The organism is Microbacterium sp. JZ101 (genome assembly GCF_053903175.1).
On the sequence record NZ_CP096400.1, the window covers coordinates 778567 to 798901 of the forward strand.

The window sequence follows — 20335 nt, forward strand, 5'->3', positions numbered from 1 at the left end:
AGAAGGGGCGTCCCGTACGGGGCGCCCCTTCTTCGTGCGTGCGGTACCACGAACCGCGCCGCGGTCATCCGATCGCCGTTTGACCGCGTGTCGCGCGACCCGTATCATGGGACGAGTGTGCGTACACGCGTCTGCGTGCGTGCCCACGATCGGGATGGGCCTGCGAACAGGTCACCCCCACGGCATATCCACCAGAAGTCTCTCGCTCTTTCGGCGTGGGGGTGGGTTTTCGTGAAACATCACGCGCTGTCACCGTGCAGCAATGAACAAGGAGAAACGTGCCAACTATTCAGCAGTTGGTTCGCAAGGGCCGTACGCCGAAGGTCTCGAAGACCAAGGCTCCGGCGCTGAAGGCGAACCCGCAGCAGGCGGGTGTCTGCACCCGCGTCTACACGACCACGCCCAAGAAGCCGAACTCGGCGATGCGCAAGGTCGCCCGTGTGAAGCTGCGCAACGGCACCGAGGTCACCGCCTACATCCCCGGTGAGGGTCACAACCTTCAGGAGCATTCGCTCGTGCTCGTCCGCGGTGGTCGTGTGAAGGACCTCCCCGGTGTGCGCTACAAGATCGTCCGCGGTGCGCTCGACACCCAGGCTGTCAAGAACCGTAAGCAGGCGCGCAGCCGCTACGGCGCGAAGAAGGGTTGAGTTAGATGCCTCGTAAGGGTCCGGCCCCCAAGCGCCCCGTCGTCAACGACCCGGTCTACGGCGCCCCGATCGTCACGCAGCTGGTCAACAAGATCCTCGTCGACGGCAAGAAGTCCATCGCCGAGCACATCGTCTACACCGCTCTCGAGGGTGTGGCCGCGAAGAACGGCCAGGACGCTGTCGCCACGCTGAAGAAGGCGCTCGACAACGTGCGCCCGACGCTCGAGGTCCGCAGCCGCCGCGTCGGTGGCTCGACGTACCAGGTTCCGGTCGAGGTCAAGCCTCACCGTGCCAACACGCTCGCTCTGCGCTGGCTCGTGAGCTACGCGAAGGGTCGCCGCGAGAAGACGATGACCGAGCGTCTCATGAACGAGATCCTCGACGCGTCGAACGGCCTCGGTGCCGCGGTCAAGCGCCGCGAGGACACCCACAAGATGGCCGAGTCGAACCGCGCCTTCGCGCACTACCGCTGGTAGGAAGCGCCCCGAGCCGGTCCCGGATCGCTCCCCGGGGCATCCGGGGCCGGCTTCCTGCTTCATTCCCTCTCCACACGTAAGGAAGAACGCAAGTGGCACAAGACGTGCTCACCGACCTCAAGAAGGTCCGCAACATCGGCATCATGGCGCACATCGATGCCGGTAAGACCACGACGACCGAGCGCATCCTGTTCTACACGGGCGTCAACCACAAGATCGGCGAGACCCACGACGGTGGCGCGACCACCGACTGGATGGAGCAGGAGCAGGAGCGTGGTATCACCATCACCTCCGCCGCTGTGACGTGCTTCTGGGACAAGAACCAGATCAACATCATCGACACCCCCGGTCACGTCGACTTCACCGTCGAGGTGGAGCGCTCGCTCCGCGTCCTCGACGGCGCGGTCGCCGTGTTCGACGGCAAGGAGGGCGTCGAGCCCCAGTCCGAGACGGTGTGGCGTCAGGCCGACAAGTACAACGTCCCCCGCATCTGCTTCGTCAACAAGATGGACAAGCTGGGCGCGGACTTCTACTTCACGGTCGACACGATCATCAACCGCCTGAAGGCGAAGCCGCTCGTGCTGCAGCTTCCCATCGGTGCCGAGAACGACTTCGTCGGCGTCGTCGACCTCGTCAACATGCGCGCTCTCACGTGGCCCGGCGACGCCAAGGGCGACGTGACCATGGGCGCCAAGTACGAGATCGGCGAGATCCCCGCCGACCTCGCCGACAAGGCTGCCGAGTACCGCGAGAAGCTCCTCGAGACCGTCGCCGAGAGCGACGACGTGCTGCTCGAGAAGTACTTCGGCGGCGAGGAGCTCACGGTCGACGAGATCAAGGGCGCCATCCGCAAGATGACGATCGACAGCGAGGTCTACCCGGTCCTCTGCGGCTCGGCGTTCAAGAACCGCGGCGTGCAGCCCATGCTCGACGCGGTCGTGGACTACCTCCCCTCGCCCCTCGACGTGCCGGCCATCGAGGCCCACGACCCGAAGGACGAAGAGAAGATCATCGAGCGTCACGCCGACCGTGACGAGCCCTTCGCGGCTCTCGCGTTCAAGGTCGTCTCGCACCCGTTCTTCGGCCGTCTGACCTACATCCGCGTCTACTCGGGTCACCTCGAGTCGGGTGCGCAGGTCGTCAACTCGACCAAGGGCAAGAAGGAGCGCATCGGGAAGATCTTCCAGATGCACGCCAACAAGGAGAACCCGGTCGAGTCGGTCACCGCGGGCCACATCTACGCGGTCATCGGCCTCAAGGACACGACCACGGGCGACACGCTCAGCGACCCGAACAACCAGGTCGTCCTCGAGTCGATGACGTTCCCGGAGCCGGTCATCGAGGTCGCGATCGAGCCCAAGACGAAGGCCGACCAGGAGAAGCTGGGTCTCGCGATCCAGAAGCTCGCGGAAGAGGACCCGACGTTCCGCGTCGAGAACAACGCCGAGACCGGTCAGACCGTCGTCAAGGGCATGGGCGAGCTGCACCTCGACATCCTCGTGGACCGCATGAAGCGCGAGTTCAAGGTCGAGGCCAACGTCGGCAAGCCGCAGGTGGCGTACCGCGAGACGATCCGCAAGGTCGTCGAGCGTCACGACTACACGCACAAGAAGCAGACCGGTGGCTCGGGTCAGTTCGCGAAGATCCAGTTCAAGCTGGAGCCGCTCGAGGTGACCGCCGACAAGACCTACGAGTTCGTCAACGAGGTCACCGGTGGCCGCATCCCGCGCGAGTACATCGAGCCGACGAACCAGGGCTTCCAGGACGCGATGAACACCGGCGTGCTCGCCGGCTACCCGATGGTCGGCGTCAAGGCGACCCTCGTGGACGGCGCATCGCACGACGTCGACTCCTCGGAGATGGCGTTCAAGATCGCCGGTTCGATGGGCTTCAAGGAGGCCGTCCGCAAGGCGAACCCGGTCATCCTCGAGCCGCTCATGGCCGTCGAGGTCCGTACGCCCGAGGAGTACATGGGCGACGTCATCGGCGACCTGAACTCGCGTCGTGGTCAGGTCCAGTCGATGGAGGATGCTCAGGGTGTGAAGGTCGTCAAGGCCCTCGTCCCGCTCTCGAGCATGTTCGGCTACATCGGCGACCTGCGTTCGAAGACGTCGGGCCGTGCTGTCTACTCGATGGAGTTCGACAGCTACGCCGAGGTCCCGAAGGCTGTCGCCGACGAGATCATCCAGAAGGGCAAGGGCGAGTAATTCGCCCGAGCCTCATGGCTCGCCGGGGCCGGCTGCGTGGCCGGCCCCGGCACCTCAAAACTTCATAACGAGTCTCTACTAGACTGTGAAACATCCCCGTAGAGGCCCGGTCGCAATCCGGCGACCGTGATCTCTGCACGACCGTCCTGAGGAGGACCCAGTGGCTAAGGCCAAGTTCGAGCGCACCAAGCCGCACGTGAACATCGGAACGATCGGTCACGTCGACCACGGCAAGACGACGCTCACCGCGGCGATCTCGAAGGTGCTCGCTGACAAGTTCCCGTCGGCGACCAACGTGCAGCGCGACTTCTCGTCGATCGACTCCGCTCCTGAGGAGCGCCAGCGCGGCATCACGATCAACATCTCGCACGTCGAGTACGAGACGCCGAAGCGTCACTACGCTCACGTCGACGCCCCGGGTCACGCCGACTACATCAAGAACATGATCACCGGTGCCGCCCAGATGGACGGCGCGATCCTCGTGGTCGCCGCGACCGACGGTCCCATGGCTCAGACCCGTGAGCACGTTCTGCTCGCCAAGCAGGTCGGCGTTCCCTACCTGCTCGTCGCGCTGAACAAGGCCGACATGGTCGACGACGAGGAGATCCTGGAGCTCGTCGAGCTCGAGGTTCGCGAGCTCCTCTCGTCGCAGGACTTCGACGGCGACAACGCTCCCGTCGTCCGCGTCTCGGGCCTCAAGGCTCTCGAGGGCGACGAGAAGTGGACGCAGTCGATCCTCGACCTCATGGAGGCCGTCGACGAGTCCATCCCGGACCCGGTGCGTGACAAGGACAAGCCGTTCCTCATGCCCATCGAGGACGTCTTCACGATCACCGGTCGTGGCACCGTCGTCACGGGCCGCGCCGAGCGTGGCACGCTCGCCATCAACTCCGAGGTCGAGATCGTCGGCATCCGCCCGACGCAGAAGACCACGGTCACGGGTATCGAGATGTTCCACAAGCAGCTCGACGAGGCGTGGGCCGGCGAGAACTGCGGTCTTCTCCTCCGTGGCCTCAAGCGCGAGGACGTCGAGCGCGGCCAGGTCGTCGTGAAGCCGGGCTCGGTCACCCCTCACACCAACTTCGAGGGCACCGCGTACATCCTCTCGAAGGACGAGGGTGGCCGTCACAACCCCTTCTACACGAACTACCGCCCGCAGTTCTACTTCCGCACCACGGACGTCACCGGCGTCATCACGCTGCCTGAGGGCACCGAGATGGTCATGCCCGGCGACACCACGGACATGACGGTGGAGCTCATCCAGCCCATCGCCATGGAAGAGGGCCTCGGCTTCGCGATCCGTGAGGGTGGCCGCACCGTCGGCGCCGGCACGGTGACCAAGATCATCAAGTAAGTTCTTCCGAACCTGCTTCGTCAGCGGGGTCGCCCTTCGGGGCGGCCCCGCTTTCGTGTGTCCGGGGTTCTGTCGCGTCCACGTGCGGGCATTGCGCGAGCGGACGGCCCTGCCCCGGTCGTCGCACGAGCGGATGGCCCTGCCCCGGTCGTTGAGCGAGCGGAGCGAGTCGAAACGTGGTGACCTCTCGGGGTACGGTCGCGCCGTTTCGTCTCGGTCGCTGGCGCTCCCTCGCTCAACGATCGGGGTGAGCGGATGGCCTGGCCCGGTCGTTGAGCGAGCGGAGCGAGTCGAAACGTGGTGACCTTTCGAGGGCCGGCCGGGGCGTTTCGTCTCGGTCGCTGGCGCTCCCTCGCTCAACGACCGGGGTGCGCGGATGGCCCCTTCCGGTCGTTGAGCGAGCGGAGCGAGTCGAAACGTGGTGACCTTTCGAGGGTCGGCCGGGGCGTTTCGTCTCGGTCGCTGGCGCTCCCTCGCTCAACGACCGGGGGAGTGGATGACCCTGCCCCGGTCGTTGAGCGAGCGGAGCGAGTCGAAACGTGGTGACCTTTCGAGGGCCGGCTGGGGCGTTTCGTCTCGGTCGCTGGCGCTCCCTCGCTCAACGACCGGGGGTGAGCGGATGGCGCCTTCCGGTCGTTGAGCGAGCTGACCCTGCCCCGGTCGTTGAGCGAGCGGAGCGAGTCGAAACGCGGTGACCTTTCGAAGCACGGCCGGGGCGTTTCGTCTCGGTCGCTGGCGCTCCCTCGCTCAACGACCGGCCCTGTGGACAACTTCCACGGCGCCGCACGGCCGGTGGCTACTGTGCCGACATGCCATACGTCTACATCCTGGAGTGCGCTGACGGCACCTACTACGTCGGAAGCACCCGCGACCTCAACAGGCGGTTTGTCGAGCATCAGGAGGGGCTCGGCGCCGCGTACACCCGGCGCCCCGGCCGGCGTCCGGTCACGATGGTGTGGCACAACGAGTTCGAGCGGATGGACGACGCATTCCGTTGGGAGAAGCAGATCCAGGGCTGGAGCCACGCGAAGCGCAAGCTCCTGATCGAGGAAGGGCTCGGCGCAGTCATCGGCTGGAGCAAGCGGCAGCGCGATGCGGCGAAGCGCCGTCCGGATGTCGACACGTGAGGGCACGAGGCACGGTCGCGTCGTTTCGTCTCGGTCGCTGGCGCTCCCTCGCTCAACGACCGGGGTGAGCGGGTGGCCACTTCCGGTCGTTGCACGAGCGGATGGGCGCCTTCCGGTCGTTGAGCGAGCGGAGCGAGTCGAAACGTGGTGACCTTTCAGGGTCGGCCGGGCCGTTTCGTCTCGGTCGCTGGCGCTCCCTCGCTCAACGACCGGGTGGGGTGAGCGGGTGGCCCCTTCCGGTCGTCGCACGAGCGGATGGGCGCCTTCCGGTCGTTGAGCGAGCGGAGCGAGTCGAAACGTGGTGACCTTTCGAGGGAGGGCCGGGGCGTTTCGTCTCGGTCGCTGGCGCTCCCTCGCTCAACGACCGGGGTCGCGTCGTTTCGTCTCAGTCGCTGGCGCTCTCTCGCTCAACGACCGGCAGGCGAAGCTCGCCCACCGAGTCGCAAGAACCGCCGCGACCTCCAGTCGCGGTGTCAAGCCGCTCGCGCCATCCGCCGTCGCCGTCTAGGAAAGACGCATGACCATCCCCACCTGGACTGCACATGGCGGGCTCGAGCTGCCCGTCCTCGGATTCGGAACCTACCGCCTCAAGGGATCGGATGGCGCGGATGGCGTCGCGCGCGCGATCGAGAAGGGCTACCGGCTCATCGACTCCGCCTTCAACTACGAGAACGAGGGCACGGTCGGCGCGGGGGTGCGGCGGGCCGGGATCGACCGCGACGAGGTCATCGTCACGTCGAAGCTCCCGGGTCGGCATCACGCGTACGACGAGGCGCTGGAGACGATCGAGGAGAGCGTGTTCCGGTCTGGGCTCGGCGATCTCGACCTCTATCTCATCCACTGGCCCAACCCGAAGACCGATCGGTACGTCGAGGCGTGGGAGGCGCTCATCGAGGCGCGCGAGCGCGGGCTCGTGAAGGCGATCGGGGTGTGCAACTTCCTGCCCGAGCACCTGGAGCGGCTCGAGCGCGAGACCGGCGTGCTGCCCGAGGTGAACCAGATCGAGATGCACCCGTACTTCCCGCAGGAGGAGCTGCTGCGGTTCGATGCGGAGCACGGCATCCTCACCGAGGCCTGGAGTCCGCTCGGGCGCGGCAACGACCTCCTCGAGAACGAGGTCATCGTCGACATCGCGCGCAAGCACGGCGCGACACCCGGCCAGACGGTGCTCGCATGGGCGATCGCGCGGGTGTCGATCCCGATCCCGAAGGCGGCGAGCGACGAGCGGCAGCTCGAGAACCTCGGCGCGCTCGAGGTGGAGCTCGACGAGGACGACATCGCGGCGATCACGGCGCTCGGGCGCGCGGATGGCCGACTCGCCGACCAGGACCCCGCCGAGTACGAGGAGTTCTAGGTCGCGCGGCGAGCTCGTGCACGCAGCACGTGCTCGCCCGCCTCGACGTACGACGTGAACAGCTCGGTCACGTCGTGCAGTCGGTCTGCGGTCTCGGGCGTCTCGGTGAGGCTCTCGGCCGCCTGCAGCGTGCGGATGAACGCGCGTGCGCGCTCATGGCTCGCCGCGAGCAGGCTCTCGAATCCGCCTGTCGCCTCGATGAGGAGGCGCCGGCTGCCGGGCTGGGGGATGGTCCGGGCGAGCCCCCACGCCACGAGCTCGCGGACGGCGGTGCTCACGGCTCCCGCACTGAGCGAGAGTTCGGCGCGCAACTCCTCTGCGCGGGACGGCTCATCCTGGAGCAGGAGATAGCCGTAGACTCGGCCGGTTGCGCGAGGGAGGTTCCACGCGGCGAGTCTGTCGCCCATCGCGTCGATGAACTGCTCGCGGTCCGCGCTCATCCGCGCCGCCCCAAGGGCCCGGGCTCCGCGGCACGCCACTCGTCGAGGATCTCGCACAGCGTGCGAGACGTCTCCGCGGGCGCATCCCAGGTGAGGATATGCCCGGCGCCGGGGATGACCCGTTCGCGCACGTCCTCGGCCGCCGCCCACCGCGCCATCGTCGACGCGATGTTCCCCGTTCGATCCTCCGCGCCGCGCACGAGGGCGAGCGGCACGGGGGAGAGGTAGGTGGGATCCGGCTGCACGAACGAGGTCGTCGCCCGCCAGACGTCGAGGAAGACGCGCTTGGGCATCCGCGCGAACACCGACTCGGCTCGAGTCACCGCCTCCGGCCGCACAGCCGACGCACGGGCCATCACGCGCGCCATGGTCCGCGCCGGCATCGCCGCGAGCGCAGGCGCGGCGAGCCGGAGGCCGAGCCGCTCCATCGCGGACAGAGGGCCGGTGTTCCACGTCGACCCGAGCACGATCAGACCGCTCACGCGATCAGGGTGCGCACGCGTGAAGGCCTGGGCGAGGTTGCCGCCGAGCGAATGCCCCACGAGCACCGGCGACGGATGGCCGCAGGCCGAGAGAAGAGCGTCGAGATCCCGCAGCGCGTCCTGCGCGGCGAAGCGCGTGCCCGCCTCCATCGCGGATTCTCCGTGCCCGCGCAGATCGCAGACGATGACGCGGATGCCGCGCTCGATCAGGGCGCCGGCCTGGTCGTCGAACATCGTGTGGTCGAGGCCCGCCCCGTGGAGCAAGACGACGGCCTGCTCGCCGCTGCCTGCGTCCTCGTACGCGAGCTGCGCGTCCCCTCTCTCGAGCCGCTTCGTCAAATTCACCACTTTCTGAAAATAACCCATCGGACACGACGCGGCCACCCACCCCCGGTCACCCAACCGTTACCCGAGGCACCGATGATTGCCAGGTGACACCGCCTATCGTCGAGGGCATCATCTGCTCCAGAGGAGGCACCGCATGACCGACGTCCTCGGACCGAAGCCGCCCCGCAGTCGCGCTCGCCTGTGGGTCGCCACGCTCCTTCTTCTCGTCTACGCGGGCTTCGTCGCTCTCGTCACGCTCTGGCCCAACCCAAGCGACCTCGAGTTCGGCGGCATCGCCGACCGCGTGCTGAACGTGCTGTACCGCTTCGGCGTGCCCGAGTCGTTCGGCTTCGACGAGCTCGAGTTCACGGCGAACATCGGCATGTTCGTGCCTCTCGGCTTCTTCCTCGGCCTCGCGCTGCCGCGGCGCGGATGGTGGCTCGCGCTGTTCCTCGTGCCCGGTTACTCCGGCTTCATCGAGTTCACGCAGGCGACGGCCCTCGAGTCGCGCGTCTCGAGCATCCTCGACGTCTTCGCGAACACGACCGGCGGCTACATCGGCCTCCTCTTCGCGATGACGATGCGCGCCATGATCTATGCGCGCGACCGGCGGATCATCGCGCGTGCCATCTGGGAGCGCGACGCGGAGATCATCCGCGCCCGGCAGCATCCGCTTCCGCAGCAGCGCGCGACGCAGCGGGAGCCCGACCCGGCGACGCGGATCTTCGAGCAGCAGCCCGCCTGGCGCGACCCCCAGGACGCTCCGACCGAGCGGCTCCCGTTCTGAAACGAAAAGTTAACTTGGCTAATCGCTTCCATGTCTAGTAACCTCCGAAGTGTGGGCAGACGCTCACAGGTCGACGAACGAGGGGGCACGTCATGGGCAGGATCTTCTACGGCACGAGCGACCAGGCGATCGAGATCGAGGACCGGCTCCTCGCGCACGTCCAGGCCGTCGTGATCACCAAGCTGCGGCGCGGGGAGTCGTTCTCCCTCACGTGCCGCGCCGCGGATGGCTCACGCGAGACGATGTGGGTCAACTCCGCGATCCCGATCCGCATCGTCCTCGACGAGGAGACGGATGGTCGACTCGACCGGGAGCTGCTCGTGCAGCTCGTCGAGGCGGCGAACTCGAACCGTGGGCTCGACGTGACCGAGCTCATGGCCGAGTCGGCGTCTGCACAACGCCGGGATCTGCCGCGCGCCGCCTGAAGGGGCAGGCACCTGCATCCGGTGGGGGAGCCGGGCACAGGGGATGACGCGCAGCGAATATGACCGAGAGGAGACGGGCCGAACGTCGGGGGACGTTCGGCCCGTTTCGCATGTCCGGATGGTGCGGGCTCATGACGCACGCACCCCGGTCGTTGCCGAGGGAGCGCGAGCGCACTCTCCTCGTTCGCTGAGCGAGGGAGCGCCAGCGCATTCTCCCCGGTCGCCGAGCGAGGGAGCGCCAGCGCACCTCCCCGGTCGTTGAGCGAGGGAGCGCCAGCGACCGAGTCGAAACGCAGTTCCTCCACAGCTCACCCCGTTTCGTCTCCCTTCGCGCGCTCAACGACCAGAAAGCGCCCCACCGGCCGCCCGCTGGAGGCGCGCGGCGAGCCGTTCGAGCGCCGCGACTACCTCGTCGCCTTCGAGCACCTCGATGTCCGCGCCGAGCTGCGTCAGTGAGAGCGCGAGCCGGTCGGGGTCGTTCGAGCCGAGCTCGAATCGGCACGTGCTCTCGTCAATCTCCTCGATCTCGATCGGGATGGGGATCCGCGCGGCGACCTCGGCCGCCGGCGCATGCACGACCACGCGCGCGCGGTACGTCCAGGTCGACCGCGCGACGCGGCGCACGACGAAGTTCACGACCTCCTCCTCGGGGATGACCCGCGGTCGGAACCGCGCGCCCGTCGGCGTGTGCGGCACCATCCGATCGACCCGGAAGATGCGCCAGTCGTCGCGGACGAGATCCCACGCGAGCAGGTACCAGAGCGGCCCCCAGTTCACGAGCCGCTGCGGTTCGACGTGGCGCGGCTCGGTGCCGCCGTCGTGCGTCGTGTATCCGAAGCGCAGCCGCTCATGGCTGCGGATGGCCGCCGCGACTGCGCCGAGCACGGGGAGCTCGACCGGGCCGCCCGGGTCGGGCACGGCGCTCGTCGCCGCGCGCACGGCCTCGACGCGCCGGCGCAGGTGCGACGGCAGCACCTGCTCGAGCTTCGCGAGGGCGGTGAGGGATGTCTCCTCGACGCCGACGCCTCGGGTCGCGATCGCGCCGAGCCCGAGCGCGACGGCGACCGCCTCGTCGTCGTCGAGGAGGAGCGGCGGCATCGCCGTGCCGGCGGCGAGGCGGTACCCGCCCGAGACGCCCGGGCGCGCGTCGACCGGATAGCCGAGCGCGCGCAGGCGGCCGATGTCGGCGCGCACGGTCCGCGTGCTCACGCCGAGGCGCTCCGAGAGCGCCGAGCTCGTCCAGTCACGCCGCGCCTGAAGGAGTGAGAGCAGCTCGAGGAGGCGGGCCGAGGTCTCCAGCATGATTCGATCATCCTCCGAATCGCGGAAGCTCATCGTCCGCATTGCCTGGGAGCGTCGATGTCATGACCGAAAGCACAGCTCTCACGCCCTTCCGCATCGACATCCCGCAGGCCGACCTCGACGATCTCCGTGATCGGCTCGCGCGCACGCGCTGGCCGCACCCGGTGCCCGGTCGCGACGACCCGCACGACTTCAGCCGGGGCATCCCGCTCCCGTACCTTCGCGAGCTCGCGGAGTACTGGCGCGACGGGTTCGACTGGCGTGCGCAGGAGGCTCGGCTCAACGAGCTCGAGCAGCTGACGACCGTCGTCGACGGCCAGACCTTCCACGTCGTGCACGTGCGGTCGTCCGACACCGCCGCCACGCCGCTGCTCCTGAATCACGGATGGCCGGGCTCGTTCATCGAGTACGAGCGGATCATCCCGAAGCTCGCCGACGACTTCCACCTCGTGATCGTCTCGCCGCCCGGGTTCGGCTTCTCGACTCCGCTCGCGAGCACCGGATGGGAGCTCGCGCGGACGACGGATGGCTTCGCCGAGATCATGACGCGGCTCGGCTACGAGCGGTTCGCGGTCCACGGCACCGACATCGGCTCCGGCGTCGCCGGCCGTCTCGCCGCGGTCTACCCCGAGCGCGTGATCGGCATGCACCTCGGCATCGATCGAGCGGTGCTCGGGCTCGTGGGTGCGGTCTTCCCGCGACCCGACGGACTGTCGGAGGCCGAGGCGGCCGAGCTCGACGCGATCCTGGCGGCGAGCGCTGCGGAGCGGGGCTACCTCGAGATGCACAACCACCGCCCCGACACGATCGGTGCGGCGCTGACCGACTCGCCCGTGGGGCTCCTCGCGTGGATCGGGGAGAAGTTCAAGGTGCGGTCGGGCGACGGGTACGGCGCGCCGGTGGTGGATCGCGACCAGCTCCTCGCCGACGTGAGTCTGTACTGGTTCACCCGCAGCGGCGCATCGAGCGCGCAGTTCTACTACGAGGGCGCGCACTCCGGGGTGATGCCGCTCATGGGCGGCCCGGTGCCCTCGGCCTGGGCGGCGTTCGACACGCACCCGCTGCTGCGTCGCACGATGGATCCGGCGAACCGCATCGAGCACTGGAGCGACTTCACTGAGGGAGGTCACTTCCCCGCGATGGATGCGCCGGAGCTGCTCGCCGCGGACCTGCGGGCGTTCCTCCGCGGGCCCAGCTGAGGGTTCCTCGGCCGTACCTGGGAGCTCCTCGGCCGCACCTGGCTGTTCGGGTCGCAGTTTCGGCCCCTAAACGCGGGGTTGAGGACGGTTTTTGCGACCTGGGCAGTTGGGCCGGCTGTTCAGGTCGCAGTTCCGGCCGCTAAACGTCGGTTGGGGGACGGTTTCTGCGACCTGGGCAGTTGGGGGCGTCGAGGTCGCAGTTTCGGTCCCAAAACGCCGGTTAGCGGCCGGTTTTTGCGACCTGAGCGATTGCTCTTCCCCGGTCGTTGAGCGAGGGAGCGCCAGCGACCGAGACGAAACGTGGTGACGGTTCTTCGGGTTCGGCGGCGTTTCGACTCGCTTCGCTCGCTCAACGCCCGGGGAGACGGCACCCGCCCGCTCCACATCCCGAAGCGGCACTCATCACCCCACCCCACCCCCGCCGCCCCTCACCCGCGCGGGGGAGGCGCGGCGGCGCCTGGGCGCGGCACGATGGAGCCGTGACCGCAACCGACGCCGACCGTCGTGGGCCGCTCGTCGCGGCGGCGCTCCTGTGCGCGATCGCCCTGCCGATGACGATCGCGATGCTCGTGCAGCTCGTCGCGCCCGTGCAGGGCGGTACGTGGGCGACGTGGATCGGCGCACTCGCGGTCGTGCTGCACGCGGCCGCCTTCGCATCGCCGTGGTTGCCGCGGGCGGCGTTCGCCGGCGGAGCCGCGGTGATGCTCGCACTCGCCCTCACGGCCGACGCCGGAACGTCGAGCGCCGCCCTTGTGCCGTCGGCCGTGGCGTTCCTCCTGCTCGAGTGGCAGGTCGCGTCGACCCAGGGGCGTTCGACGGCCGTCGCGGCGCTGGTCGTCGGCATCGTCGGCGCGTTCGTCATCACGGGCGTCGACGTGGTCTCGACGCGGCAGGCCGACCCGGCGCCCATCGCCTTCGAGGTCATCGCGCTCGCCGCGGTCGTGAGCGCCGCGTGGGTGCTCGGAAGGTCGGCGCGGCGACGCCGCATCGCGACGGCAGAGCGCGAGCGGCAGCAGGTGCGGGATGCTCTGGCCGCCGAGCGCGCGCGGATCGGCCGCGACCTGCACGACGTCGTGTCGCACTCGCTCACGGTCATGATCGCCCAGGCCGAGGCGGCGCGCGTGCTCACGAGCGAGCCGCGTGCGGCGGATGCCCTCGCCCGCGTGGCCGACACGGGGCGCTCGGCGATGCAGGGGCTGCGCGGGATGCTCCGGGTGCTCGACGAGGCGGATGCCGGGCGGAGCGCGCTCGACGAGACCGCGCCCGCGCCGGATCTCGCGTCGCTCGCCGCTCTCGTGGTCGGCGCGGGCTCATCCGATCACCGCCTCTCGTTCGTCGAGACCGGGCATCCGCGCCCGCTCGCGCCCGACGCCCAGCTCGCGCTGTACCGCGCGGCGCAGGAGGCGATCACCAACGCCTTGCGCCACGTGCGCCCGCCGGTCGATGTGCGCGTCGAGCTCGCATGGGGAGAACAGGATGTGCGCCTCACGGTCGCGGATGACGGCGGCTCCGGCCCGCGCGACGATCCGGGCGGCGGCACGGGACTCATCGGGATGGCCGAGCGTGTGCGCCAGGCAGGCGGCGCGCTCGAGGTGCACAGGGGAGCGGGATGGATGGTGCAGGTGACGATGCCCGTGGAGCAGGGCGCATGATCCGGGTGCTGCTCGCCGATGATCAGGAGCTCCTGCGCGACGCGCTCACGACCATCCTCGGCGCGGACGCGCGCCTCGAGATCGTCGGGGGAGTGGCGGATGGCGCGGCCGCGGTCGAGTACGTGCGCGCGCACGACGTCGACGTGGTGCTGATGGATGTGCGGATGCCCGGGATGGACGGGATCCGCGCGACCGAGGAGGTGCGGCGGGTCAGGCCGTCGACGCGCGTGCTCGTGCTGACGACGTTCGACGTCGACGAGTACGTGTTCGGCGCCATCCGCGCGGGAGCGAGCGGGTTCCTCACGAAGGACGCGCGGCCCGACGCGCTCGTCGACGCGATCGTGCGGGTGGCCGCGGGTGATGCCGTCATGGCGCCGCGGGCCACGGCGCTCCTGCTGCAACACGTGCGGCGTCAGGCGGTTCCCGCGGGAGGCAACCCTCTTGCCGTGCTCAGCCCGCGCGAGCGCGAGGTCGCGCTGCTGCTCGCACGCGGAGCGTCGAACGACGAGATCGGGCGGGCGCTGTACCTCACGGGCAACACGGTCAAGACGCACGTGAAGGCGATCCTCGCGAAGCTCGGCCTCGCCGATCGGATCCAGGTCGTCATCTGGGCGTACGAGCACGGCGTCGTCGAGCCGGGCGCTCAGCCTCACCCGCGCGGGTGATCCGCTCCCGCTCCCACGGGCGAAGCGCGGCACGGGGTCTCCGCGCGACCGTGGAGCCATGGACATTCGCACGCAGATTCCGAACCCGGCTCCGACCATCCGCCCGCCCGCGTCGCGGCCGCTCACGTGGGTCGGTGTCGCGCTCGCGACCGTGGCGCTCGCCGCCGCGGGGGTGTGGCTCGTCGCTCCCGACGCCGGCCCGTTCGCGGCGGGCGGCACTCCGCTCGAGCAGCTGCTCGGCGGACCCGCGCCGTTCGCGTCCTTCGCGGCGGGCGCCATCCTCGCGCTCGCGGGAGTGCTCGCGCTCGCCGCGGGGCTCGCCTCGCTCGCCGGATGGCGGTCGCTCGACCGCGCGGCACCCGCGCTCGCGCTCATCGCGTCGCTCGCCGTCGCACTCGGCCTCGTCGGATTCGACGGCATCGTCATCGCGGGGTACACGCTCGCGACCCTCGTGCCGATCGGCGTCGTCGTGGTGATCGCCCTGCTCGCGCGGCGGCGTCCGCTCGCGGCGGTCGCGCTCGCGGTGCCCGTCGTCGCCGTCGTCGTGCTCGCGGTGACGGGGGTGTTCCCGGTCGGGATGTTCTACGCCCGGTTCACCGAGACCGTCCTCAACGATCCGGTCCGCTTCGTCGGGGCGCTCGGGCTCACCCTCTTCGCCGGAGTCTGGATGGTCTGGGCCGCGACCTCGACGGCGGCCGCGCTCCCGCGGATGGGCGCGTTCGTGCAGCGGCATCGCGTGGTGATCACGGTGCTCGCGGCGCTGTGCCCCGCGCCGTACGTCGTCGCGCGTCTGACGTGGCTCACGCCGTGGCCGCTCTTCGGGGGTGACCTCGAAGCCTTCGCGGAGCACCCCGACATGTTCGTGACGGGGCTGCTGCTCGGGGCGGCGATGCTGCTCGGAGCCGTGCTCACGCTCGGGCTCGTGCTGCCGTGGGGTGAGCGCGCGCCGCGGTGGGTGCCCGGCATCGGCGGGCGGCCGGTGCCGATCGCGCTCGCCGTCGTTCCGGCGCTCTCGGTCGCGGTGCTCTTCACCGCCGGTGGCCTGCAGGAGCTGGGGCTGATCGCCTCGGGTCAGCTGCACGGCGCGAGCGCGCTCGTGCTGCCGTTCTGGGCGTGGGGTCCGCTGCTCGCGCTCGCGACGTGGGGGTATGCGCGGAAGCGGATGGCCGAGGTGCGGTGAGCGCGGGAGCTCGGCTGTCTTCCCCCCCTCGGTCGTTGAGCGAGGGAGCGCCAGCGACCGAGACGAAACGTGGTGACGGTTATTCGGCGGCGTTTCGTCTCGCTTCGCTCGCTCAACGTCCGGAAGGGGCTTCGTTCGCTCAACCTCCCGAGCGGGAGTGCCGCTACCTCCCTCCGGTCGTTGAGCGAGGGAGCGCCAGCGGCCGAGACGAAACGTGGTGACGGTTATTCGGCGGCGTTTCGTCTCGCTTCGCTCGCTCAACGTCCGGAAGGGGCTTCGTTCGCTCAACCTCCCGAGCGGGAGTGCCGCTACCTCCCTCCGGTCGTTGAGCGAGGGAGCGCCAGCGGCCGAGACGAAACGTGGTGACCGTTCTTCGGCGGCGTTTCGACTCGCTTCGCTCGCTCAACGCCCGGAAGGGGCACCAGCTCGCTCAACGCCCGGAAGGGGCACCAGCGCGCTCAACGCCCGGAAGGAGCGCCGACGTCGCCGGAGGTGCATCCAGTCTGCTGCGGGCAAGGGAGCTCCCGCGTCACCGGTACTCCGGCGCCGCCGGGAGCCCGAAGAACGCCTCGAGCGAGTGGTACCCGCCGTCGTGGTAGACCCGCGCGAGGTCGGCGCCGATGTACCGCAGGTGCCACGGCTCGGCGTTGTACCCGGTCGTGCCGGTCTGGCCCGACTCGTAGCGCACGATCCACCCGTAGCGCCAGGAGTTCTCGCGCACCCAGCGCTCCTGCGCGGTGCCGGCGAAGCTGTACAGCGAGCCGCATCCGCCGCCGCACGAGACGACATCCGCGGCGAGGCCGAGCTGGTGCTCGCTGTAGCCCGGCCGGGCCGCGAGGCGCTCGCCCTGCTCCTGGCCGAGTGTCTCGACCTGGTAGCGGTGGATGCCCGCCTGGGTGCCGTACGAGCGGTAGCCGCTCGTCAGCGCGATGCGGCCGGCGCCCGATGCGGCGACGTCGCGCTGCAGCTGCTCGAACGATCCGACGGCGTCGGAGCGGATGCCGCCGTCGACGAGAGAACCGGATGGCACGGCGAGCGACGAAGGGACGTAGTCGAGCGGAGACACCGGGCGCTGCTTGTTCACGACGACCCACGGCAGCGCCGGGTCGTCGAGCGGCACGCACGCCGCGCGGCCGTCGGCGATCGCGTCACGCAGCGCGCCCGCCCCGCCGAAGAGCTGCGTGATGCGCCCTGCGTCGTGGGTTGCGAGAGCTGCAGGCATGTCGGGCGACTGGCAGCCGACGCGCGGTGCCGGCCGGCCCGTGATCGGAGGCGACGCCGCCCCCGAGGTGGGCGCGTACATGGCGACGCCCTCGTACGTCCAGTTGCGGTCGCTCGAGCGCAGCTTCTGGGCCTCGTCGGCGTTGGCGGTGTAGAAGTGCTTCTCGAAGCCCGGGCTCCAGAACCGATGGACCGCGACCGTCCCCTCGGTCTGCTGCGCTGCGGCGCAGAACCGCACGCCCTCGTACGTCCAGTTGCGGTCGGTGCGGCGCACCTTGTCGGCCTCGGCGGCGTTCATCGTGTAGAAGTGCGACGTGTAGGCGGATGACCAGAACCGGTGCACGGGCGAGGTTCCGGCCGGGCAGGCGCCCGACGCGAGCGGCCAGACCCGGAAGTCCGTTCCCTCGTACGTCCAGTTGCCGTCGTTGCTGTGCAGGCCCTGCGCTTCGGAGTGGTCGAGCGTGTAGAAGTGGGCGTTCTCGTACCCCTGGCTCCAGAACCGGTAGATCGGGCGGCTCGAGCTCGGGTCGGGCGAGGCGCTCGCGGCGGCTGCCGGCGCGACCGTCACGCTCGGCGCGACCGCGGCCATCCCGCCGAGCAGGATGGCGGCCGCGAGTCCGCTCGCGAGCCTGCGGATCACGGAACCCGGCTTCCGCCCTCGTGCACGTGCTCGCCCCCGCGCTGCGCGCGCCATCCCCCCGGAAGTCATGATCCCGATCGTATCGACGGGCCGATGGCGGAGGGGAACGGAGCGACCCGGGCACCCGAGCGGATGGCGCGGGCCGGCTGCGGCGCTACGGTGCGCCTTCCTCCACCGCGGGACGGCAGTCGGCGAAGGCCGCGGGCAGGAAGAACTCCTGCAGGTGCGTCGCCACCTCGGCGCCGTCGCCCGCCTCGAACGCGCGCTTCAGCTGCGAGATGGTGGGAGCCACGTCGATGTCGTGGCTCGGCCCCGTGCGCACGACGTGCCCGACGTGGAACAGCAGCGTGATGCGGGCGGCGTTCCACGCTTCGAGAAGGTGCTCGTTCTCGGCGGCGCGCGCGAGCGCGCTGACGAAGCGGGTCGAGCTCAGGAGCAGGTCGCGCGGTTCGGCCGCTGCGACCAGGGCCGCCAGCTCGGCGGACGCAGCCGCGTGCATCGTCGTGCCGGCGAGCTTCGGGATGGCGACCCGCGCGACGCCGCCCGCGAGGTAGGCGGCGAACTCCGCCGCCGCCTTCGTCGATGTCGGCGTGACCGGGGCGACGCGCGTCCAGCGGCTGGCTTCGACATCCACGAGCCCGAGCGGAACGAGGCGTCGGATGGCCTCGCGCACGGGCATGCGCGAGATGCCGAGCTCCTGCGCGATCTCCGCGAGCTCGAGGGCCTCGCCGGGGGAGTAGCGCCCCTCGCAGATCTCACGCGCGAGATGCTGGAACACGTTGTCGGTCAGGGACTCCGTGTGGGCGCGGATACGCGGCTGCATCACATCGACTCCTTCGCAGTCGCACTCGGGTATGCGACTGAAGGTACGGCCCCTGCGACACTTCGCGCAGGGGGTTGTTAGGGTACGAACATATTGGCATAATCCCCGGCGCTGGGGGTGGATGGTGTGAGTCCCGTCCTCAACGACGTCATCGCGAACGTCGGGCTGCCGGCCATCCAAGCCGATCTCGGCATGTCTCCCGCGGCGATGCCTTGGGCGGTGAACGCCTACATCCTCCTGTTCGGCGCGCTGCTGTATTCGGCGGACGACTCGGCGACCAGTACGGACGCCGCCGTCTGCTGCGCATCGGGCTCGTCGTCTTCATCGCCGGGGCGCTGATCGCGGGTCTGTCCACGAGCGGCACCATGGTCATCCTCGCGCGCGCTCTTCAGGGCATCGGAGCAGCTCTGACCGCGCCGAACGTGCTCGCGTCGATCAACTCGACGTTCCCATCGGGAAAGCAGCGCAACACGGCGCTCGCCCTGTACGGCGCGATGTCCGGCCTGGGCGTCGCAGTCGGACTCCTCGTCGGCGAGGTGCTCACGGGCACGCTCGGATGGAACTGGATGTTCTACCTCAACATCCCGATCGGCCTCCTGCTTCTCGCGGGCACGAGGTCGCTCGTCGAAGCCGAGCGGCACCAGGGGCGGATCGACATCACCGGCGCGGTGCTCGGTACGGGCGCGATGGCTTCCCTCGTCTACACGATCACGCGCGGAGGCGAGCACGGATGGGCCGACCCGACGACCCTCGCCTTCCTCGCCGCAGCGGCCATCCTGCTGCTCGTCTTCCTCGTGGTGCAGTCGAAGATGAAGGATCCGATGCTGCCGCTGCGGGTGTTCCGGAACCGCAATCGCGCCGGCGCGTACGTCGGGATGCTCATGGTCTCGTTCGGCCCGCTCGGCATGTTCTACCTGCTCAACCTCTACCTGCAGTACGTCCTCGACTTCGACCCCCTGCAGACGGGCCTCGCCTGGCTGCCCTTCGCGGTCGGCATCGTCCTCGGGGCGGGAATCAGCGCGAAGCTCGCGGCAGCCATCGCGCCGCGCTGGATCATCGGCGCGGGCATGCTCATCGCCGCCGGCGGTCTCTTCTCGCTCACCTTCATCGGCACGAGCACGTCGTACTGGGGGCACCTCCTGCCGGCGATCCTCGCCACGGCGTTCGGGTTCGCGCTCAACTTCGTGCCGCTGACGTCGGCCGCGGTGAGCAGTGCTGCTCCGGCAGACACGGGAATCGCGTCGGCCCTTCTCAACGCAGGCCAGCAGATCGGAACGGCTCTCGGCATGGCCGTCACCTCGAGCATCGCGGTCGCCGTCACTACGGGCGACCTGCCCGACGCACTCGCCCGTCTGACGCAGGGGCGCCGGGATGGCGACTCGACCATCGTCGCGGAGGCATCAGAGGCGCTCGTCCACGGCTACACCGCCGCGCTCGCCGTCGGCGCGATCTCACTCGTCGTCGCGGCGGTCGTGACAGCGATCGTCGTCAACGGCGCGAAGCCCGCTCCGACCGCGTCTGACCAGCTCGCGAACGATGCCGTCTGAACGGACAACCCACCCCAGGAAAGGAAGACAACGTGCACTCCCACAATGACGAAGCGACATTCATGGCCGACATCAAGGAGGGCGCGCCCGAGATGGTCTCGGCGTTCTTCGGGTTCGACAAGGCCGTATTCAGCAAGAAAAGCGGCAACCTCGACCTCGCCACGAGGGAGCTGATCGCGGTCGGTGTCGCTGTGACCACGCAGTGTCCGTTCTGCATCGGGGATCACGCCAAGCGCGCGGTCCGGGGGGCGTCCAAGGCCGATGTCGCCGAAGCCGTCATGGTCGCCGCTGCGCTCCGCGCCGGCGGCGGCGTTACCCACGGCTGGAAGGCGATGAAGGCGATCGCCGAGAGCGAGTGAGCCGCGTGGCGCTCGGGTGCTGCCGTCCGAAGCAGAACTCCCGCCTGCTGAATCACAGGCGGGAGTTCGCGCGTCCAGGAGGTGATGCGGGACGGAGGAGCAGCCGTCACGGCGGCTTCCT

The 20335-nt window shown here is 69.5% G+C and carries 20 protein-coding genes; 15 read left to right on the forward strand and 5 right to left on the reverse strand.

Features of this window, described 5'->3' with window-relative positions:
* Window positions 1-278 precede the first annotated feature (278 nt).
* The 6 genes from rpsL to M1D56_RS03530 all read left to right on the forward strand — a co-directional run bounded on the left by rpsL (window position 279) and on the right by M1D56_RS03530 (window position 7165).
* Window positions 279-647, forward strand: a complete 369-nt coding sequence (gene rpsL / locus M1D56_RS03505) for a 30S ribosomal protein S12 (RefSeq protein ID WP_067194597.1) — start codon at window positions 279-281, stop codon at window positions 645-647.
* A 5-nt stretch (window positions 648-652) separates the two neighbouring features.
* Window positions 653-1123 carry a 30S ribosomal protein S7 gene (gene rpsG / locus M1D56_RS03510; RefSeq protein ID WP_271174465.1) on the forward strand — a complete coding sequence of 157 codons (471 nt, stop codon included), beginning with the start codon at window positions 653-655 and terminating at the stop codon, window positions 1121-1123.
* Between the two features lie 92 nt (window positions 1124-1215).
* On the forward strand, window positions 1216-3330 hold the full coding sequence (fusA, locus tag M1D56_RS03515; RefSeq protein ID WP_456284698.1) for an elongation factor G: 2115 nt from the start codon (window positions 1216-1218) through the stop codon (window positions 3328-3330).
* A gap of 160 nt (window positions 3331-3490) precedes the next feature.
* Window positions 3491-4684 carry an elongation factor Tu gene (gene tuf, locus M1D56_RS03520; protein WP_271174467.1) on the forward strand — a complete coding sequence of 398 codons (1194 nt, stop codon included), beginning with the start codon at window positions 3491-3493 and terminating at the stop codon, window positions 4682-4684.
* Between the two features lie 809 nt (window positions 4685-5493).
* Complete coding sequence (locus tag M1D56_RS03525) at window positions 5494-5811, forward strand: GIY-YIG nuclease family protein (RefSeq protein ID WP_456284699.1); 318 nt, start codon at window positions 5494-5496, stop codon at window positions 5809-5811.
* Window positions 5812-6328: 517 nt separating this feature from the next.
* Window positions 6329-7165 (forward strand): aldo/keto reductase, encoded by an 837-nt coding sequence (locus M1D56_RS03530; protein WP_456284700.1) that lies wholly within the window; start codon window positions 6329-6331, stop codon window positions 7163-7165.
* On the opposite strand, the gene M1D56_RS03535 is transcribed toward M1D56_RS03530, so the two are convergent.
* Both M1D56_RS03535 and M1D56_RS03540 read right to left on the reverse strand, forming a co-directional pair.
* Window positions 7162-7605, reverse strand: a complete 444-nt coding sequence (locus M1D56_RS03535) for a GbsR/MarR family transcriptional regulator (protein WP_271174469.1) — start codon at window positions 7603-7605, stop codon at window positions 7162-7164. The two genes, M1D56_RS03530 and M1D56_RS03535, sit on opposite strands and share 4 nt — an antisense overlap.
* Window positions 7602-8471, reverse strand: a complete 870-nt coding sequence (locus M1D56_RS03540) for an alpha/beta fold hydrolase (RefSeq protein ID WP_456284701.1) — start codon at window positions 8469-8471, stop codon at window positions 7602-7604. Before M1D56_RS03540 ends, M1D56_RS03535 begins: the two co-directional genes overlap by 4 nt.
* Before the next feature lie 97 nt (window positions 8472-8568).
* Here M1D56_RS03540 and M1D56_RS03545 point away from each other — a divergent pair, with 97 nt between their 5' ends.
* Window positions 8569-9201 (forward strand): VanZ family protein, encoded by a 633-nt coding sequence (locus tag M1D56_RS03545; RefSeq protein WP_421074676.1) that lies wholly within the window; start codon window positions 8569-8571, stop codon window positions 9199-9201.
* Window positions 9202-9293: 92 nt separating this feature from the next.
* On the forward strand, window positions 9294-9626 hold the full coding sequence (locus tag M1D56_RS03550) for a DUF7882 family protein (protein WP_456284702.1): 333 nt from the start codon (window positions 9294-9296) through the stop codon (window positions 9624-9626).
* Window positions 9627-9962: 336 nt separating this feature from the next.
* Here M1D56_RS03550 and M1D56_RS03555 read toward each other — a convergent pair whose 3' ends face one another.
* A complete protein-coding gene (locus tag M1D56_RS03555; RefSeq protein WP_456284703.1) occupies window positions 9963-10928 on the reverse strand; it encodes a helix-turn-helix transcriptional regulator in 966 nt (321 codons plus the stop codon).
* A gap of 62 nt (window positions 10929-10990) precedes the next feature.
* Here M1D56_RS03555 and M1D56_RS03560 point away from each other — a divergent pair, with 62 nt between their 5' ends.
* From M1D56_RS03560 to M1D56_RS03575, 4 genes are all read left to right on the forward strand, one after another.
* Window positions 10991-12127, forward strand: coding sequence for an epoxide hydrolase family protein (locus M1D56_RS03560; protein ID WP_456284704.1), 1137 nt, complete (start codon window positions 10991-10993; stop codon window positions 12125-12127).
* A 479-nt stretch (window positions 12128-12606) separates the two neighbouring features.
* Entirely contained in the window at window positions 12607-13779 is a 1173-nt protein-coding gene (locus M1D56_RS03565; RefSeq protein ID WP_456284705.1) for a sensor histidine kinase, read from the forward strand.
* Entirely contained in the window at window positions 13776-14444 is a 669-nt protein-coding gene (locus M1D56_RS03570) for a response regulator (protein ID WP_456284706.1), read from the forward strand. The genes M1D56_RS03565 and M1D56_RS03570 overlap by 4 nt, the downstream gene beginning before the upstream one ends.
* Before the next feature lie 58 nt (window positions 14445-14502).
* Window positions 14503-15624 (forward strand): hypothetical protein, encoded by a 1122-nt coding sequence (locus tag M1D56_RS03575; RefSeq protein WP_456284707.1) that lies wholly within the window; start codon window positions 14503-14505, stop codon window positions 15622-15624.
* Between the two features lie 529 nt (window positions 15625-16153).
* Here the strand turns inward: M1D56_RS03575 and M1D56_RS03580 are convergent.
* Window positions 16154-17485 (reverse strand): D-alanyl-D-alanine carboxypeptidase family protein, encoded by a 1332-nt coding sequence (locus M1D56_RS03580; RefSeq protein ID WP_456284708.1) that lies wholly within the window; start codon window positions 17483-17485, stop codon window positions 16154-16156.
* A gap of 154 nt (window positions 17486-17639) precedes the next feature.
* Window positions 17640-18308, reverse strand: a complete 669-nt coding sequence (locus M1D56_RS03585; protein ID WP_456284709.1) for a GntR family transcriptional regulator — start codon at window positions 18306-18308, stop codon at window positions 17640-17642.
* A gap of 126 nt (window positions 18309-18434) precedes the next feature.
* On the opposite strand from M1D56_RS03585, the gene M1D56_RS03590 reads away from it, so the two are divergent.
* The 3 genes from M1D56_RS03590 to M1D56_RS03600 all read left to right on the forward strand — a co-directional run bounded on the left by M1D56_RS03590 (window position 18435) and on the right by M1D56_RS03600 (window position 20214).
* Window positions 18435-18647 carry a hypothetical protein gene (locus M1D56_RS03590; RefSeq protein ID WP_456285269.1) on the forward strand — a complete coding sequence of 71 codons (213 nt, stop codon included), beginning with the start codon at window positions 18435-18437 and terminating at the stop codon, window positions 18645-18647.
* Window positions 18614-19855: an MFS transporter gene (locus tag M1D56_RS03595; protein ID WP_456285261.1), complete on the forward strand. Its 1242-nt coding sequence runs from the start codon at window positions 18614-18616 to the stop codon at window positions 19853-19855. Before M1D56_RS03590 ends, M1D56_RS03595 begins: the two co-directional genes overlap by 34 nt.
* 62 nt (window positions 19856-19917) lie before the next feature.
* Window positions 19918-20214, forward strand: coding sequence for a carboxymuconolactone decarboxylase family protein (locus M1D56_RS03600; RefSeq protein WP_456284710.1), 297 nt, complete (start codon window positions 19918-19920; stop codon window positions 20212-20214).
* Window positions 20215-20335: the final 121 nt, after the last annotated feature.

Excerpts from the sequence above, each read along its gene's own strand:
- rpsG (WP_271174465.1), top strand. The coding sequence starts at position 653 with ATGCCTCGTAAGGGTCCGGCCCCCAAGCGCCCCGTCGTCAACGACCCG.
- M1D56_RS03525 (WP_456284699.1), top strand. The coding sequence starts at position 5,494 with ATGCCATACGTCTACATCCTGGAGTGCGCTGACGGCACCTACTACGTC.
- M1D56_RS03530 (WP_456284700.1), top strand. The coding sequence starts at position 6,329 with ATGACCATCCCCACCTGGACTGCACATGGCGGGCTCGAGCTGCCCGTC.
- M1D56_RS03535 (WP_271174469.1), bottom strand. The coding sequence starts at position 7,605 with ATGAGCGCGGACCGCGAGCAGTTCATCGACGCGATGGGCGACAGACTC.
- M1D56_RS03545 (WP_421074676.1), top strand. The coding sequence starts at position 8,569 with ATGACCGACGTCCTCGGACCGAAGCCGCCCCGCAGTCGCGCTCGCCTG.
- M1D56_RS03550 (WP_456284702.1), top strand. The coding sequence starts at position 9,294 with ATGGGCAGGATCTTCTACGGCACGAGCGACCAGGCGATCGAGATCGAG.
- M1D56_RS03555 (WP_456284703.1), bottom strand. The coding sequence starts at position 10,928 with ATGCTGGAGACCTCGGCCCGCCTCCTCGAGCTGCTCTCACTCCTTCAG.
- M1D56_RS03560 (WP_456284704.1), top strand. The coding sequence starts at position 10,991 with ATGACCGAAAGCACAGCTCTCACGCCCTTCCGCATCGACATCCCGCAG.
- M1D56_RS03570 (WP_456284706.1), top strand. The coding sequence starts at position 13,776 with ATGATCCGGGTGCTGCTCGCCGATGATCAGGAGCTCCTGCGCGACGCG.
- M1D56_RS03575 (WP_456284707.1), top strand. The coding sequence starts at position 14,503 with ATGGACATTCGCACGCAGATTCCGAACCCGGCTCCGACCATCCGCCCG.
- M1D56_RS03585 (WP_456284709.1), bottom strand. The coding sequence starts at position 18,308 with ATGCAGCCGCGTATCCGCGCCCACACGGAGTCCCTGACCGACAACGTG.
- M1D56_RS03600 (WP_456284710.1), top strand. The coding sequence starts at position 19,918 with ATGGCCGACATCAAGGAGGGCGCGCCCGAGATGGTCTCGGCGTTCTTC.